This window comes from Hyphomonas sp. TMED31 (assembly GCF_002172815.1).
GTDB classification, from domain to species: Bacteria; Pseudomonadota; Alphaproteobacteria; order Caulobacterales; family Hyphomonadaceae; genus Hyphomonas; species Hyphomonas atlantica.
Map to the genome: position 1 here is coordinate 1 of NZ_NHCK01000099.1, position 16,462 is coordinate 16,462.

General features: G+C 60.1%; 14 protein-coding genes. 8 read left to right on the plus strand and 6 right to left on the minus strand.

Annotated features, from left to right (window positions below):
* The coding region (locus CBB91_RS13855; RefSeq protein WP_273014752.1) for an acyl-CoA dehydrogenase family protein at positions 1-771 on the plus strand (771 nt) is incomplete at its 5' end.
* On the opposite strand, the gene CBB91_RS13860 is transcribed toward CBB91_RS13855, so the two are convergent.
* Positions 768-2,564: a patatin-like phospholipase family protein gene (locus tag CBB91_RS13860; RefSeq protein WP_273014754.1), complete on the minus strand. Its 1,797-nt coding sequence runs from the start codon at positions 2,562-2,564 to the stop codon at positions 768-770. The two genes, CBB91_RS13855 and CBB91_RS13860, sit on opposite strands and share 4 nt — an antisense overlap.
* Before the next feature lie 117 nt (positions 2,565-2,681).
* Between CBB91_RS13860 and CBB91_RS13865 the strand changes: the two genes are divergently transcribed.
* The 5 genes from CBB91_RS13865 (at position 2,682) to CBB91_RS13885 (ending at position 7,856) form a co-directional block, all read left to right on the plus strand.
* Positions 2,682-4,289 carry a carboxyl transferase domain-containing protein gene (locus CBB91_RS13865; protein ID WP_273014756.1) on the plus strand — a complete coding sequence of 536 codons (1,608 nt, stop codon included), beginning with the start codon at positions 2,682-2,684 and terminating at the stop codon, positions 4,287-4,289.
* A 617-nt stretch (positions 4,290-4,906) separates the two neighbouring features.
* Entirely contained in the window at positions 4,907-5,521 is a 615-nt protein-coding gene (locus tag CBB91_RS13870; protein WP_273014757.1) for an NAD(P)H-dependent oxidoreductase, read from the plus strand.
* Positions 5,522-5,612: 91 nt separating this feature from the next.
* A complete protein-coding gene (locus CBB91_RS13875; protein ID WP_273014759.1) occupies positions 5,613-5,921 on the plus strand; it encodes an EF-hand domain-containing protein in 309 nt (102 codons plus the stop codon).
* A gap of 83 nt (positions 5,922-6,004) precedes the next feature.
* Positions 6,005-7,051 (plus strand): acyltransferase, encoded by a 1,047-nt coding sequence (locus CBB91_RS13880; RefSeq protein ID WP_273014761.1) that lies wholly within the window; start codon positions 6,005-6,007, stop codon positions 7,049-7,051.
* A gap of 4 nt (positions 7,052-7,055) precedes the next feature.
* Positions 7,056-7,856, plus strand: coding sequence for an enoyl-CoA hydratase-related protein (locus CBB91_RS13885; protein ID WP_273014762.1), 801 nt, complete (start codon positions 7,056-7,058; stop codon positions 7,854-7,856).
* Positions 7,857-7,863: 7 nt separating this feature from the next.
* On the opposite strand, the gene CBB91_RS13890 is transcribed toward CBB91_RS13885, so the two are convergent.
* A complete protein-coding gene (locus CBB91_RS13890; protein WP_035550757.1) occupies positions 7,864-8,184 on the minus strand; it encodes a hypothetical protein in 321 nt (106 codons plus the stop codon).
* A 141-nt stretch (positions 8,185-8,325) separates the two neighbouring features.
* Here CBB91_RS13890 and CBB91_RS13895 point away from each other — a divergent pair, with 141 nt between their 5' ends.
* On the plus strand, positions 8,326-9,219 hold the full coding sequence (locus CBB91_RS13895; protein ID WP_273014764.1) for a DUF817 domain-containing protein: 894 nt from the start codon (positions 8,326-8,328) through the stop codon (positions 9,217-9,219).
* Here CBB91_RS13895 and CBB91_RS13900 read toward each other — a convergent pair.
* Entirely contained in the window at positions 9,179-9,562 is a 384-nt protein-coding gene (locus CBB91_RS13900; RefSeq protein WP_273014766.1) for a hypothetical protein, read from the minus strand. The two genes, CBB91_RS13895 and CBB91_RS13900, sit on opposite strands and share 41 nt — an antisense overlap.
* A gap of 69 nt (positions 9,563-9,631) precedes the next feature.
* Between CBB91_RS13900 and CBB91_RS13905 the strand changes: the two genes are divergently transcribed.
* The gene (locus CBB91_RS13905) at positions 9,632-11,533 is read left to right on the plus strand and encodes a biotin carboxylase N-terminal domain-containing protein (protein WP_273014767.1); all 1,902 of its coding nucleotides are present in this window, start codon (positions 9,632-9,634) and stop codon (positions 11,531-11,533) included.
* A gap of 665 nt (positions 11,534-12,198) precedes the next feature.
* Here CBB91_RS13905 and gltX read toward each other — a convergent pair.
* From gltX to nadE, 3 genes are all read right to left on the minus strand, one after another.
* Positions 12,199-13,539: a glutamate--tRNA ligase gene (gltX, locus tag CBB91_RS13910; RefSeq protein WP_273014769.1), complete on the minus strand. Its 1,341-nt coding sequence runs from the start codon at positions 13,537-13,539 to the stop codon at positions 12,199-12,201.
* A 924-nt stretch (positions 13,540-14,463) separates the two neighbouring features.
* A complete protein-coding gene (locus CBB91_RS13915; RefSeq protein ID WP_273014770.1) occupies positions 14,464-15,726 on the minus strand; it encodes an MFS transporter in 1,263 nt (420 codons plus the stop codon).
* Positions 15,719-16,462: NAD(+) synthase (nadE, locus tag CBB91_RS13920; RefSeq protein WP_273014772.1), on the minus strand; the 744-nt coding region annotated here is incomplete at its 5' end. The genes nadE and CBB91_RS13915, both read right to left, overlap by 8 nt.

Here is a 16,462-nt window from a genome sequence, read left to right on the forward strand (position 1 = left end):
GAGGCGAGCGCCGGGTCGGACGTCGTGTCGATGAAGCTCAAGGCCGAAGCTGTCGAGGGCGGCTACAAGCTCAACGGCACCAAGTTCTGGATCACCAACGCACCCTATGCCGATACGCTGGTGGTTTATGCCAAGACCGACAGCGAGGCCGGATCGCGCGGCATCACCGCCTTCCTGATTGAACGGGATTTCCAGGGGTTCTCCGTGGCGCAGAAGCTGGACAAACTCGGCATGCGCGGATCGGAAACAGGCGAGTTGGTTTTCGATAATTGCGAAGTGCCGGAGGAAAACGTCATGGGCCCGCTGAATGGCGGCGTTGGCGTTTTGATGAGCGGCCTGGATTACGAGCGCGCGGTGCTGTCTGCTGGCCCGACCGGCATCATGCAAGCCTGCATGGATGTCGTGGTCCCGTACATCCATGACCGGAAACAGTTCGGTCAATCGATTGGCGAGTTCCAGCTGATCCAGGGCAAGGTGGCGGACATGTATGTTCAGATGAACGCGGCGAAAGCGTACGTCTATGCCGTGGCCAAAGCCTGTGACCGGGGCGAGACGACCCGCAAGGATGCCGCTGGCGCCATTCTGTATGCGGCCGAAACCGCCACCAAATTGGCGCTTGATGCGATCCAGATTCTGGGCGGCAATGGCTATATCAATGAATACCCGACCGGACGTCTGCTTCGCGATGCCAAGCTCTACGAGATCGGGGCAGGGACGTCGGAAATCCGCCGTTGGTTGATTGGCCGGGAGCTTTTCGGCGAAACGGCTTAAGCTGGGCAGCACAATTCCTTGATTTTCTTGCCTTCGAAGGCTTTCATCGTGGCGACATAGCCAGCCTCGACGGTTTCATCATATGCGTCCCAGTCGCGCAATTGCACATCGGCCAGTTGTGGCAGGACAAGAACATCGGCCATGTCATGGCCGAATTTCGTGTCTGCGCGGATTGTGGCCGTGCGCATCAACAGGCCTGCAATTGGGGGCGGGCTGGAGAAGCCATTGTTGAACACCCAGCGGAAAAAGCCCGGTGGGTCTCGGAATTCAGCGAGATCCATGTTCTCCGGCTGGCGAGTCACGTCGGACCCGATGACAAACCCACGATGCATGTCACGCATGATGTCCGCCGGAAAATTGTTCAGCACCGCGCCATCCACCAGCAGGTCTTGCCCATCCACGACCGGTGGAAGAATGCCGGGCAGGGAGATAGTGGCGCGAAGGGCATGACGCAGTAAACCCTCGCGATGGATGCGCGTGGCGCCGCTGGTGAGATTGGTTGAGGTACAGAAGAAAGGCAGGTGCAGGTCCCCGATTTCTGCTTCGCCAAAATGTTCTTTCAGACGCGCATTCACCCGCGCACCTTTGACCATGCCGACCACCGGCAGATGGTAATCGCCGAGCGGGTTGCTCTCCACGAATGCTTTCCGGATGCGGAGTTCGATTTCAGCATCACTCCACCCCATGGCGACGCAGGCGGCCACGACAGACCCCATTGAGGCGCCACCCGTGAAGTCGATCGGGATACCCATTTCCCGCATCGCTTTCACAACACCAATATGGGAATAGGCGCGCGCGCCGCCGCCAGACAGGATCAAACCGACCGAGACGCCAGCCATAATGCGGGCGAGCCTNTCGCAATCATTCCCCTCGACCTGGTTCCAGTGGAATACGCGGGTCGCGCCGGACGCGGCGACCCATTCGGCGGGCTTCGCACCGCGACGCTGGTCGCCATGATGCAGCAACACGACNTCGACCAGCTTCAGTGCTCGCGCCGGAGACTCATCATCCGGCATCAATGGGTTGGACGGTCGGGCATCGGCGCGGCCAACGACCCAGATCCGATCCGCCTGACGCATGGAGAGCCGGAACCAGGCATTGTCCCCAATGGCCGAGATCAGGATCACGACATCATGCGTGCGTTCAAGCTCGTCAAAATAGGCGGCTGGGCGCTCATCCCCCATAGACTCATCAACAATGATGGCTTTTCGGCCAAGCCTCTCCAGGGCCTGTTTGAGTGAGCGTGCCCGCAGCTTCAGGTCGATCGTCGGGGAGGTGGCCACCAGCGTGTAGACTTTCGGCGCAGCGCTCGCCACGCGGTCACCGGATTTGCCAAGCCGCTGCAGGATCACGCGAATCATGGATTCCAGCAATTCCGGCTCGGCGCGGACCATTCGGTCCCATCCCTTGCGAGACACACCGACCACCTCAGTGTCGCGCAGCGCNTAAACCGAGCTGGTATGTGGCGCNTCATTTGGCTGGCCATCACCGGTCAGGTCGACGCCGCCCAGGAATAGCGACATTTCACCTGCNGGTTCGCCAGAGCGAATATGACCAATGAATTCGGTCTTGGCGTGCGGGCCTTCGCGGAAGATGCCCAGCGTGCCCGACAGGACAAAATAGAGCGTGTCGGCAGCTTCGCCGGCCAGGTAAAGCGGCTTGCCGGCAGGGATGGAAAACCATTTGGCTTCCTTGCCCGCGGCCCGCATGGCGCGGCGAGGCACATCTTTCAGGAATTCAATGGCCCTGAGGCGGGGAGTGATATCGAAGCCCATGTTGGTGAACATGCCCATTTCGATTCCCTTTTCATAGCCTTTCGATCATCCTGTGTGTTTCAAATTCGCATGACGTCCGCGTGACACGCGCGCCGCACGCCGCTAAGCAGGCACAAAATTCCAGTGGGAGGCTTTATGCCGGTTCTGAAATCCAGCCTAGATGTTTCGGGAAGCAAATTTGCCGCCAACAAGGCCGCGATGGAGACGCTTCTTGCCGAACTGCGTGAGAAGACGTTCGAAGCATCCCTCGGGGGACCTGAAGCATCCCGCCAGCGCCATNTCGACCGGGGCAAATTGTTGCCGCGCGAACGNGTCGAACGTTTGCTGGATCCGGGCTCTGCATTCCTGGAGATTGGCGCGCTGGCCGCGAATGGGATGTATGACAATGAAGCCCCCGGCGCGGGCCTGATCACGGGTGTTGGNCGGGTCGAGGGGCGCGANTGNCTGATCGTNTGCAATGATGCGACGGTNAAGGGCGGCGCGTATTTTCCGATGACGGTAAAGAAACACCTCCGCGCGCAGGAAGTCGCNCTGGAGAACCATTTGCCGTGCATCTATCTGGTCGATTCTGGTGGCGCGAACCTGCCGCACCAGTCGGAAGTTTTCCCGGATCGAGAGCATTTCGGGCGCATCTTCTACAATCAGGCTCAGATGAGTGCGAAGGGCATCCCCCAGATCGCCTCTGTGATGGGAAGCTGTACGGCGGGTGGCGCGTATGTACCGGCTATGTCGGATGAAACAATCATCGTGCGCAAGCAGGGCACGATCTTCCTTGGCGGCCCGCCGCTGGTGAAGGCTGCGACGGGGGAGGTAATCTCCGCCGAAGACCTTGGCGGCGCGGATGTGCATACGCGCCAGTCCGGCGTGGCAGACCATTATGCAGCTCATGACTCCCATGCGCTTGCTATTGTCCGGTCCATTGTCCGCACACTGGCAAAGCCGAAACCGCAGCCCTTTGATCTTACCGATCCGGCAGAGCCTCTTTATGACCCTGCGGAGTTGCATGGCCTGGTACCACAGGATGTGCGGGAGCCTTACGATGCCCGTGAAGTGATCGCTCGTCTTGTCGATGGCTCCGAATTCCATGAGTTCAAGAAACTTTATGGCGAGACGCTGGTCTGCGGCTTTGCGCGGCTTTATGGCATGCCGGTGGCAATTCTGGCCAATAACGGCATCCTGTTCTCGGAAAGCGCGCAAAAGGCCGCGCACTTCATCGAACTGGCGGACCAGCGTCGCATTCCGCTGGTCTTCCTGCANAACATTACCGGCTTCATGGTCGGTTCGAANTACGAGGCGGGCGGCATTGCCAAGGATGGTGCCAAGATGGTCACNGCTGTGGCNACAGCCAGCGTGCCGAAATTTACCGTGGTGACCGGCGGCAGTTTTGGAGCCGGCAATTACGGNATGTGCGGTCGGGCCTACAGCCCACGCTTNCTGTTCATGTGGCCGAACTCGCGCATCTCCGTCATGGGCGGCGAACAGGCGGCCAGCGTTCTGGCCACGGTCAAGCGCGACGGCATCGAGCGCAAGGGTGGTGAATGGTCCGCCGAGGAAGAGGACAGTTTCAAACANCCGATCCGCGACCTCTACGAGGCCGAAGGCTCTCCCTACTTCTCCACGGCGCGCCTCTGGGATGATGGCATCATCGACCCGGCTGATNCCCGCCGTGTCCTTGGCCTCGCCCTGTCAGCCAGCCTCAATGCTCCGTTCCCGGACAGGGGGTTCGGCGTGTTCCGGATGTAGACATGAGCAAGTATAGCGAGCTAGTCACTTCGATAGGTCCCTATGCTTGGGAACTCACGCTTGCAATACTCTTTACTCTGATAGGCGCCGTCTTCTCTCGACACGAGATNGGAAAACGCGAGCGTCGCGCTGTTGTGAAAGAGATCATCACGATTCAACGGCGGCTTTTCAATTTTGCTACACGAAATTGGACCCAAGAAGGCGGCAACCGCGAGGTGTGGATGATNGAGCTACTTGTAGAACGAGTCGGCACGTTGCGCACGATGGTAACTTCTAAAGACAAACTGCCCGAGAAGCTCGATCAGTATTTCACATCATATGAAGTCGCATTGCAGGAGTTCGGAGCCATCTTCACCTCTGCTGCGCGAAGAGGTGAACGCTTTTGGAAAGCGTATGAGCGTACCACATTTACGGCGCGCCAATTGAGCCGTACTCTTTCAAAGCACTACACAGCTGAGCAGTTGGAAGTGTTTGATCAGTTCGATGGGGCAAGAGACTCCCTTCGCCAATCGAGCGACACAAGTTTTCTGACGTGAAATTGTCAGTAGTAATCCTACGTATAAGGCCGCATCGCCACGCGTGGTAAACAGTTCTTGTTCCCGACAGGAGGCTGACCCGTGTCCAAGAAAATCTGCATCATTGACGGCCATCCGGATGCAAATCCGGACCATCTTATCCATGCGCTTTGCAATGCATACGAAACCGGTGCGGTGGAGGAGGGGCATCAAGTGTCGCGCATCAACGTTGGCGGTATGGAAGTGCCCTTCCTGAACTCTCAGGACGAGTTCGATACACCTCCGCCTGAGCCCATTCTGAGTTTGCGGGAGCAGATCGGCGTTGCGGACCATCTCGTCATCGCCTTTCCGCTCTGGATGGGCGGCATGCCGGCCCGGCTGAAGGCGTTTCTGGAACAGGCAGCGCGTGCGGGCTTCTTTCTGAAGCCAGGCCAGTCTGACCATGAGTGGCCCGAGCGCATGATGAAGGGTAAGTCTGCGAGGATCATCATCACAATGGGCATGCCGGATTTGATGTACCGTTTCGGAATGGATGCNGGNGCTCTTGAAAGCTCTGGAGCGCGGTGTGCTTGGCCTGTCCGGCTTCAAGCCGATGCATCACACCATCATTGGCAGTGTGGGCGCGCTGACAGAGTCGAAGATCGAATCCTGGATGACTTTCATGAAGGAGATNGGTGGCGAAGCNGTTTGACGGCTTTCATTACATCTTCGTCGTGAACGTCTTTTCACGCATCATTACCNNCCATTTCGCGTACCTTCGTCTCTGTCGCGGTCCCCTGCGACACCTGAAGTGAGAAGGAGTTCGAATATGATCAGACGCAGCAGCTTTCTCGTGACAGCCGCCATGATGACGGCCCTGATGGGCCATGCGGGCGAAATGCCCGACTTCTCGCAGTTGGATCTGGATGATGATGGCCTGATCAGTGAGGACGAGTTTGTGAGCCATCATGCCAACGCAGGCGCGGCCAGCGAGGCAGAGGCGAAGGCCCGGTTCACCAAGCTTGACCTGAACTCGAATGGTACCGTGTCCGAAGAAGAACTGGCAGACGCCCTTGCTGCCTGGCGGGGACGGTCCGAAGACAGCGCTGTCATGACGGCGNCCCAACCCGCTCGGTAGGGAAGCCATCAGGCAGNTGCTGAAGGGGTCCGCCGGTCCTGCGGACCCCTTTTCATTTGAGGCCGATACGGTAAACACGCGCGATGTCTGAAGCGCACTCGTCCACGGCGAACAGGTTTGATCTCATCCGTCTGGNGCTNGCCTCGACGGTATTTGTCTACCACGCCATNGTTTTGTCATCGCTCGCGCCAATGAGTGGGTTGGAGGCAGGATGGGGCCAGCTCGCAGAAATCGCCATTCAAGGCTTNTTCATCGTGTCCGGCGCTTTGGTGGCGGGATCTCTGGTGCGATCCCAAGGTCTTGCGGACTATGCGGGAAAGCGGGNGCGAAGNCTNTATCCGGCCTATCTGGTCGTTGTCTTGATCCCAGCAATCATCTGTTTGCTGATGGGCGGAGACGTNCGNGGCGTCGGCGAGTACATCGCGGCCAATCTGGTTTTCCTGAATTTCCTGTCGCCNGACTTGNCGGGCGTGTTTGAAGGCAACCGCTTCACGGAAGCGAACGGCGCGCTTTGGACGCTGAAGATCGAGGGGATGTTTTATATCTGCCTTCCGGTCATTGGTTGGCTGCTCAGATTGTTCGGACGGGCAAAATGGCTGTTTCTGATCGGAATTTATGCGGCGGGAGAGGCGTGGCGCCAGCTTGTGCCGGTCATGCTGGATCATCCCGATGCGCCCATGCTTGCGCGTCAGTTGCCAGGCCAGATGGCCTTCTTTGCCAGTGGTATTGCGCTTTGGCAGATGTGGGGTACCGCAAAGGCGAAGCCACTTTGGTTCGGCGTGCTGGGATTCCTCGTAACCGCTCTTTCATTCGCGCATCCCTGGTTGGAGCCGCTGCGCGCGGCGGGGCTGACGGGCTTGATAGCTTGCATCGCTTTCCTGCCGGGCCCGGCCTTGAATGCGGCTCGTTTTGGCGACATCAGCTATGGCGTCTACATCACGCATTTTCCCATACTACAGGCTTTGGTGGCGCTCGGTGTGTTCGCCTCGTTGGGATATGCGGCCGGATTCATGCTCTCCGCCGCGCTGGTGATCGCCGCCAGCTATGCGCTGTGGCATCTTGTCGAACGGCGCGCCTTGCGCCCGTCCAGCCACTACCGCAAGGTGGCAGAATACACTGAACAGGAATGATCCCATGCGCGATTCCGAATACGATCTCATCACGCTTGAAGCGACGCAGGAGGGCCTCGCCGTCGTTACACTGAACCGCCCGGATGTGCACAACGCATTCAACGCGGAGCTGATTGCGGAGCTGACAGATGCCTTTCACACGATTGCAGACCAGCGAACGATCCGGATGATGATCCTGCGCGGGGCGGGAAAGAGCTTTTCCGCTGGCGCAGACCTGAATTGGATGAAGCTGGCGGCAACGCACACGCGCGACGATAACGAACGCGATGCCATGAATTTGGCCGAGATGCTACGGGCGCTTTACGAGATGCCGCAGATGACATTGGCGTTGGTCCAGGGGGCCGCGATGGGCGGCGGCGCGGGCCTTGTGGCGGCGTGTGACGTGGCTGTCGCCATGAAGGGTACGAAGTTCCGGTTTTCAGAGGTGCGTCTCGGCCTGACCCCTGCCACGATCAGTCCCTACGTCATTGAAGCGATTGGTCCACGCTGGGCGAAAGCACTATTCACCACGGCGGAAACGTTCGATGCCGACTATGCCGAGCGGCTCGGGCTCGTGCAGTATGTCGTCGAAACCGAAGCAGACATGACGGCGATGGAGGAGCACCTCGCAGATCTGGTCTTTGCCGCTGCGCCGGGCGCTGTTGCCGACAGCAAGGCGCTGGTGCGGGACGTGTCGGGTGTGTTCATCGACAAGGACCTCAGCCACGATACGTCAAAGCGGATCGCGGCTCGCCGTGCTTCAGAAGAGGGCAAGGAAGGTATCGCCGCCTTCCTGGACAAGCGTCCGCCTAGCTGGGGGAAGTAGGCTCTCCTCAGACGGGGAGGCCCCAGTCTCTCAACACGTGAATCGTTGCGTCGACCGGGTTGATCCCGGTCATTGCCTCAATCTGATTCTGGAAGACGTAGGCCACAATTCCGAACAGGATGATATAGATCACGAACTGCATCAGGGATTTCAGGATGAAGGCGCCTGCGCTGCCGGCGACAAAGCCAATGGCACCAAGGATCAGTGAGCCTGCCACGGGGCTGAGATTGCTGACATCTGCGGCCTGAGTGAAGCCGATGTAACCGCCGACACCTGCGCCGATTATGCCCGCAACACTGCTGATCCTGATCCCTGAAGCATAGGCCATAAGATACTCCCGTGGTTTACCTGCGTTAACCCTTACGATAGCTCGCCGGGCTGTCAAAGGCGGAATTTGGACGGGCAATCGCCCCCTCGTGGCCGGGCTTGCACCTCGTTTGCGCCGTGTTTGGACCGGATAGACATGTGGATGACCATGCCGCCCCCCAATTCGACTCGTTTGCAAATTCGTCTTCATGATGCGCGGGCGGCGCTGCATGCGCGATACGTGCGCGGGCCCGTGTCGCAGGCTGTGTTCGAATTCGTCGCCTTTGGCATCAAGCAGGGGTGGGCCTGCCTGTTTGGCGGTCTCATGCTTGGCCTGCTCCTGGCCACCTTTCTTTGGTATCCTGAAACGGCGATGCTCAGTCGGTATGATTTCCTTGTTCTAGGGGCGATCGTGATACAGGTCAGCATGCTCTGGACCGGATTGGAGACTTGGGAGGAGGCAAAGGTCATCCTCGTCTTCCACATCGTCGGAACGGTGATGGAATTGTTCAAGACGGCGCATGGCAGCTGGATCTATCCTGAAGACAGCTTGCTGCGCATCGCGGGCGTGCCGCTTTTCACGGGTTTCATGTATGCAGCAGTCGGCTCATATCTCGCGCGAGTCTGGCGACTGTTCGAGTTCAGGTTCGACCGATTCCCGCCACTCTGGATTCAGGCTGCCCTTGCCACAGCCATCTATGTGAACTTCTTCGCGCATCACTGGCTGCCGGATATCCGAATCGGACTGTTTGCGGCCACGGCGATGGTTTACGGCCCTTGCGTGGTCTGGTTTCGCGCCGATGAAGCGCATAGGCCGATGCCGCTCGTAATCGGCTTCATATTGGTGGCATTGTTCATCTGGTTTGCGGAGAATATTGGCACATTCACCCGCGCCTGGGCCTATCCCGGCCAGACTGAAGGCTGGCATCCGGTTTCCCTATCCAAGCTCGGTGCATGGTATTTGCTGATGATCATCAGTTTTGTTCTGGTGGCGTGCGTCCATCGCAGCGGGCAGGCTAGTCAGCGCTCGCTGTCATCTGGGACGCGCAGGCCATGAAAAGATCGTCGACCACGTCAAAATACTTGATCTCCGCCGCGCTCAAGGCCTCTCGGCTAACTCCGGCGACTGAGGCGCGCTCATAGATTTGCTCGTCCGGCACGTTTCCTCGCAAGGCGTCGCTCATCAGCATCCAAAGACGAACCTGCTGGTCGCCAGCATCTGTGCGGCTCACCCAGTTTCTGACATTTGCCGTGATACAGCCGCAGGCAGGCTCCATTCCCGGAAGCGCCTCATCGCATTGTTGGGCGAACGCATTCATCACCGGGTCGACATCCAGAAATTCTGCGTTTGCGGGCAGTATCACCAGCAGTGCTGACAGCATAAGGGCCGGGTATTTCATACAGTTTGACCTTCCATAGCAGAGCCCTGATGCTTGTCTTTGTCGACAAAATCGGGTCTTGCTTCTCCCATGTTGAAAAAGCTCCTGATTGCCAATCGCGGCGAAATCGCCTGTCGCATCATGGCCACTTGCCGGGACCTCGGCATACAAACCGTGGCCGTTTATTCCGACGCCGATGCCCGCGCAAAACATGTTCGCGAATCGGACGAGTCTGTTCATATCGGACCTGCTCCGGCCACAGAAAGCTACCTGAATGGGGAGGCTATCCTTGCCGCAGCCAAGGCCACAGGCGCGGATGCGATTCATCCCGGCTATGGTTTCCTGTCCGAGAATGCTGATTTTGCGGAAGCGGTGGAGAACGCAGGCCTGATCTGGGTCGGGCCGTCGGCCAAGGCGATCCGGTCCATGGGGCCAAAGGATGAGGCAAAGCGTATTGCCGAAGAAGCAGGTGTTCCCGTGCTGCCCGGGTATCGCGGGGAGGGGCAGGATCTGGAAACGCTCGCCGAGGCTGCCCAAAACATCGGGTTTCCATTGCTTATCAAGGCCGTGGCGGGCGGCGGCGGTCGCGGGATCCGCCTTGTCAGCGAGCCGGGCCAATTGAAAGCCGAACTGGAAAGCGCGGTGCGCGAGGCGGAAAGCGCCTTTGGTGATGGCCGGGTGATGCTGGAGAAACTGGTCCAGCAGCCGCGCCACATCGAGGTACAGGTGTTCGGCGATGCACAGGGCAATGTCGTCCACCTCTATGAGCGCGATTGCTCGCTTCAGCGCCGCCGCCAGAAAGTCATCGAAGAAGCGCCCGCACCGGGCATGCCGGAAGACGTACGCGCGGCGATGACGGATGCAGCGGTCAAGCTGGCCANGGCGGTNGGCTATCAGGGNGCCGGTACGGTGGAGTTCATCGTGGACGGATCGAAACCGCTGGCGGTAGATACGTTCTGGTTCCTGGAAATGAACACCCGCCTTCAGGTCGAGCATCCGGTGACGGAATGCATTACGGGGCAAGATCTCGTCGAATGGCAGTTGCGTGTCGCGTCCGGTCAGCCNCTTCCTCTGGCACAGGATCAGATCCCTTTGATTGGCCACGCCATAGAGGCGCGTGTCTGCGCGGAAGACCCGGCTGACGGTTTCCGTCCGGGTGCAGGTTTGATCCTGGAATTTGGATTGCTGCAGCCGATTGATGGCGAGACCATTCGTTGGGATGCCGGGTTTGAGACCGGTGACCGTGTGCCGTCGAACTATGACTCCATGATCGCCAAGCTGATCGTGTCGGGTGGAGACNGTGATGAGGCGGTGGACCTGTTGGTGGAGACGCTGACCCATACACAATTGTCCGGCGTACCGGCAAATACCGGCTTCCTNCGCCGCTGCGCTCAGTCTGATGCGTTCCGGGACGGTACACATCACGTGAACTGGATTGCCGAGCAGGGNGACGCTCTGACTCATTCGCCATCGGANCATCAGCACGCCTCAGTGCTGGCGGTCAGTGATATTCAGCTTGATGATGCTGGCGCAGGTATGCCCTGGGATATTCGCGACGGTTTTCGGTCAAATGCAGCGCCNGTCCGCAAGGCGGCTGTGGCCGTGGGNNCGGATGCGGACTGGTTCGACCCGGTGGACCATGATGTGGCGGCTGAAACACCGCTGCCTTTCGTAACAGATCTGTCGCCGCGCCGGTATGCTGTGACGACAGGTGGCGACACGGTGCTGGTTGAGGTGCCGGATTATGATGCAGACGTCGAGGCGGTACTTGGCGGAGATTCCGTCAGCGCGCCCATGCCCGGAAAGCTCTTGTCTATTCAGGTAAAGGCGGGCGACNCGGTGGCCAAGGGTGANCCTGTGGCCGTAATGGAAGCCATGAAAATGGAGCACACACTGTCCGCACCGCGCGACGGGGTGGTCGCTTCAGTTGAGGCCGCTGCCGGAGACCAGGTCGCGGAAGGTGACGTACTGGTTCATCTCGAGGCGGAGTAACCCCCACCCTTCACATGCTGGTGTGCTGCCCCCTGTCCGATGGGTGAAATCGGACCAGACCCGCGCGCCCGGAGAGNGGTGTGGAGGCGCGACAGGCAGGGAACATGTAAAGGGTAGGGGCCGCTGCGTGACTAGGCCGCGACAGCGTAACCGGAATGAATGCGGACCGGGGCTTGCGCTTCTGCGCGATAGCGGCGGTGGACGATGGGCGGGGCGCTGATCTCGCCGAGCGGGTTGGCNGCATAGGCGGTCGGCTCGGTCTTCAGGATCAGTTCGTCATACTCATTACGGGCGATAGACACCGGGACAGCCGANCCGTCGCGNTCTGCGGCGCGGAATTCGACNCCAGTCGATACCAGGGCAATCGCCTGTTCCAGATCCATCCGGAACCCGTCGCCATAAACGACATCGCGCGACTCGACTGGATCGTACTCACATCCCTTGATCACCAAACCCGACATGCCGAAACCCCTTATCAAACTGTGTGCTNAACCTGTTCTCCGCCTGACCGGCGATGTGAGAACATAAGCAGAATATTCACTTTTTGGAAAGGAAAAAGTTCCGANTTTGTTCTAAAATTTCAAAATCAGAATGGAATCAGGACTCTCGTGTTGAAAGTCTCCCGCTATTCGCTTTGTTCACGTTGGGTTCGCTATGGAAANTGACTAGCTCTGCAGCCGNACCAATGCACGCTCCCGTCCGATTAACGGCAACANCGCGCTCATGTCTGGGCCGTGTTCCTGNCCGGTCAGCGCCTTGCGCAGCGGCATGAACAGGCCGCGACCCTTGCGGCCGGTTTCGGCTTTTACGGCGTTGGCCCACGCGCTCCAGCTGTCGCCCGTCAATTCGCCNTCGGGNAACAGTTTCGCGGCGGTCGCAATNAANNCCTTGTCTTCCGCATCGACCAGTGANGTCACGNCGCCGAACACAGTCNCCNCCCAGCNNGCCACTTCGGGCAGAAGAGAGCANTTCTCGCGCACCACGCTCCAGAAGGNNTCGTCCGCCGCGCGCGGGTCCACNGCGGCGAGGCGGNCTTTCACAGCNTCAAANGGNAGGCCATGCAGAATNGCNGCGTTCAGCGACAACAGCTCTGCTTCGTCGAAGCGGGCGGGTGCGCGNCCAATCTTGCCGAAATCGAATTCTGCGACCAGCTGCTCCAGGCTTTCGCGCGCTTCGACATTGTCGGACGTGCCGATCTTGGCCAGCAGAGAGCAGACGGCCATCGGCTCATAGCCTTGCGCGCGCAGTTCCCCCATTGAGAGGGAGCCGAGACGCTTCGACAGGCCCTGGCCATCCGCGCCAATGAGGAGGGGAGTGTGCGCCATGTCTGGCGCCGTGCCACCCAGCGCCTTGAAGATCTCGATCTGAGCGCCGGAATTCGTCACATGGTCTTCGCCGCGGACGACATGGGTAATCTTCGCCTCGATATCATCGACGACTGAGGGCAGCGTATAGAGATAAGAGCCATCTTCGCGGATCAGGATCGGGTCAGACAGGCTGGANGTGTCGATGCTTTGCGGGCCGCGCACCAGATCATTCCACTCGATCCGCTCGCCGGAGAGNTTGAAGCGCCAGTGNGGGCTGCGGCCCTCGGCTTCCAGCTTTGCCTTGTCATCATCGCTCAGAGCCAGAGCCGCGCGGTCATANACGGGCGGGCGTCCACGCGACAGCGCGATCTTGCGCTTGCGGTCCAGTTCGTCTGCCGTCTCGTAGCAGGGATAGAGCAGGCCCATCTCGCGCAACTTGTCTGCGGCGGCGTCATATTCGGCGAACCGGTCAGACTGGCTGAAGCTGTCGTCCCAGGTCAGGCCCAGCCAGGCAAGGTCGGTGCGGATGCCGTCCTCATATTCCTGTGTCGAGCGTTCTGTATCGGTGTCATCAATGCGCAGAATGAACTTTCCCTGCTGCCCCTTGGCGAACAGCCAGTTGATCAGCGCCGTGCGCACATTGCCAACGTGCAAGCGGCCAGTGGGGGAGGGTGCAAAGCGAACAATCGGTGCAGTCATGGAAAAAACCTGTTTTGAAGCGTGCTTTCGACATCAAATTGCGCAAAAAGCCAAGGGAGGGATGCCACATTCTTGCTAATGTGCGTGCTATTGTGCGAGGGGCAACTGAGTCGCCGTCGAGGAGAGGTAGATGAGACTGGGCTGTATTCTTATCGCAGCGGGCCTGCTTGCGGCCTGCGGACAGGAGCGTGAGGCCGCGCCAGCAGAGGCGCCCGTCGCCGCACCTGCGCCGTCGGAACCATCAGAACTGAGCAGCGCGCTGGAAGAAGAGCCTGCGCCGCTGCCGGCCGATGATGTCGATTACCAGAAGCTGTCAGGATACGATTCCACCTGGTATGTCAGTGCGGGCTGGCCGGGGGAGTATCCAGCCGGATTTGCCGTTCTGGATGCAGGTATCAGCGCGCCCGCCTGGACCGTACCGAATGGCGATCGCGAGNCTGATGCCAGCTGCACTCTGCCGCAATNCGCCAATTACCAGCTCTGGAACACTGAGCGCGTGGAGGGCGACGACCTTCGCTTCTTCGTCGCGACCAAGACATTCCCGGTAACGCTCAACCAGAATGCCAGTGTGGAATACATTTCCGATGGCGAAATTCGCAAGCTTGAACTGACTGCGGGCGACCAGCTGACTTTCCTGCGCTATCTGGGCGAGGGGTTCACCGTCTTGTCGTTTGAAGGCGTCGAGTACGGGATCAACGAGGCCGAGTTGCGCGATGTCAGCGATATCGGTTCAATGCCCACGGTCGAAGACCAGTGGGTGCGTGTCACCTGCGCAGATGGCAGCCAGCCCTGGCTGCTCTATGCGGCGATGATAGAGCTCGACGGGGTGGTGCCATCGCCCATGCTGGCCTACGGCGAGTCATGGGACATTGCGCCTGAAGACGTTGAGCAGGTTCGCGCCGAGGCCGAGGCCAACCGCCTTGCCTATGAGGGGCTGGAGCCCGGCGTTCTGGAGTAAACGTCCATCGCGATGGCATTCAGCCGACCTCGCAGGGCCAGCAGGATGATGCTTGCGCTGACNGAGATCNCGGCCATGCCTGCCAGCTGGACCGGAAACGCGATACCGGCGTCAATCAGGTATCCTGTTACCAAAGGGGAAAGCGCGGAGGCGAGCACGATGGCGGCGAAGGTCAGCGCGCGAACCTCTCCCAGATATCGAAGTCCGAACAATTCCGGCATCAGCGTGCCGGCAAGGGCGGAATCCGTTCCTGCGGTCAGCCCGATCAGCACCATTGCCACGGGAACCACCCACACAGCGTCCACCGGCCAGAGCAGCGCGAGGCCCGCGGCCATCGGCAGCTGATAGACGGCCATCATGGCGCGGGCGCTGAACCTGTCGATCAGTCCGCCTGCAAACAGGCTGGCAACGATCCGGGCCAGCGCAAAGGCGGTAAAGGTGGCNGCGAACAGGCCTGCGCTCCACCCCTTCACATCGGTCAGGTGCAATTGATGGAAGAACAGCGCTGTCATCATGGCCGCCGGGTTCACCGCGCACAGGATCAACACCCAGAAAACCGGCGCGCGCAGGACCTCCCGTCGCCGCCAGCTTTGTTTGGCCGGGGCAGGGCGCGTACTTTCNGTCTCTGTCAGNTCNGTTGCCTGGCCTTCCGGCANGCGGTCCTTCGCCAGCAGGCCCCACAGCACCGGGCCAAGGCCAAGCGCCAGCGCGGCGGCTGACAGGGTCCAGGCCAGCCGGTCGCCGGTCAGGGCGATCAGCGCCACGGCCGCCGCCGGAACGATGGCNATGCCCGCCGCATGGCCCAGAGACACAATNCTGACCGCCATGCCGCGCCGCGCTTCNAACCACCGCCCGGTCGCCGTCATCGCCACATGGCCCATCATGCCCTGGCCGAACAGGCGCAGCAGCAAATAGGCCGCAAACAGCATGACCGGGCCCTGCACCCCCGCCATGACGAGGCAGGCCAGCGACAGTCCGGCAACGGTAATCATCGCCGCNNTGCGCGCCCGCACGCGGTCNACGATCTTGCCGAATTCCAGCAGGATCAGCGCGCTGGACGTGGTGGCCAGCGCATAGACAAGGCCCAGTGAGCCGTGGCTGAAGCCGAACCGCTCGATCAGCGCAGAATTGGAGAGCGACACAAAATAGGTTTGCCCGAAGGCAGACCCCATCGTCATCAGGAACCCGGCCAGCAGCCAGCGGAAATTCCCGATGAGAAACCTAGTCATCCCGGAACCGGTTCGTGATCGGATAGCGCCGGTCGCGGCCGAAATTCTTGCCGCCNACCTTCACGCCGGGCGGGGCCTGACGGCGCTTGTACTCCGCGATGTAGAGCAGATGCTCGATCCGTTTCACCACGGCCCGGTCATGCCCGCGGGCGAGGATGGCCTCGATCGGCTCTTCCGCGTCCACCAGGCCGCGCAGAATGTCATCCAGCACGTCATAAGGGGGCAGGGAGTCATCATCGCGCTGGTCTTCGCGCAGTTCGGCGCTTGGCGGCTTGGTGATGATNCGCTCCGGGATCACTTCGCCGCCGGGGCCCAGCGCNCCGCGNGGCACCNTCGTGTTGCGCCACTTGGCCAGNTCGAACACTTCGGTCTTGTAGAAATCCTTCAGCGCATTNTAGCCGCCGCACATGTCGCCATANAGCGTNGCATAGCCNACCGCCATNTCANNCTTGTTGCCCGTCGTCACCACCATATGGCCGAACTTGTTCGACAGCGCCATCAGCGTCACCGCCCTCAGGCGCGACTGGATGTTCTCTTCGGTCGTGTCCGGNTTGGTGCCGGCAAACTGGTCGGCCAGCATCTCGCCCATCGCNCCCACGCCGGGGGCNATNTTGATGCTGTCATANTTNACGCCCAGCGCCTCGGCGCAGGCTTTNGCGTCTTCCAGACTGTCCGAGGACGTATATTTNGACGGCATCATCACACACCAGACCCGGTCCGGCCCCAACGCATCCAC

Excerpts from the sequence above, each read along its gene's own strand:
- CBB91_RS13885 (WP_273014762.1), top strand. The coding sequence starts at position 7,056 with ATGCGCGATTCCGAATACGATCTCATCACGCTTGAAGCGACGCAGGAG.
- CBB91_RS13890 (WP_035550757.1), bottom strand. The coding sequence starts at position 8,184 with ATGGCCTATGCTTCAGGGATCAGGATCAGCAGTGTTGCGGGCATAATC.
- CBB91_RS13895 (WP_273014764.1), top strand. The coding sequence starts at position 8,326 with ATGACCATGCCGCCCCCCAATTCGACTCGTTTGCAAATTCGTCTTCAT.
- CBB91_RS13900 (WP_273014766.1), bottom strand. The coding sequence starts at position 9,562 with ATGAAATACCCGGCCCTTATGCTGTCAGCACTGCTGGTGATACTGCCC.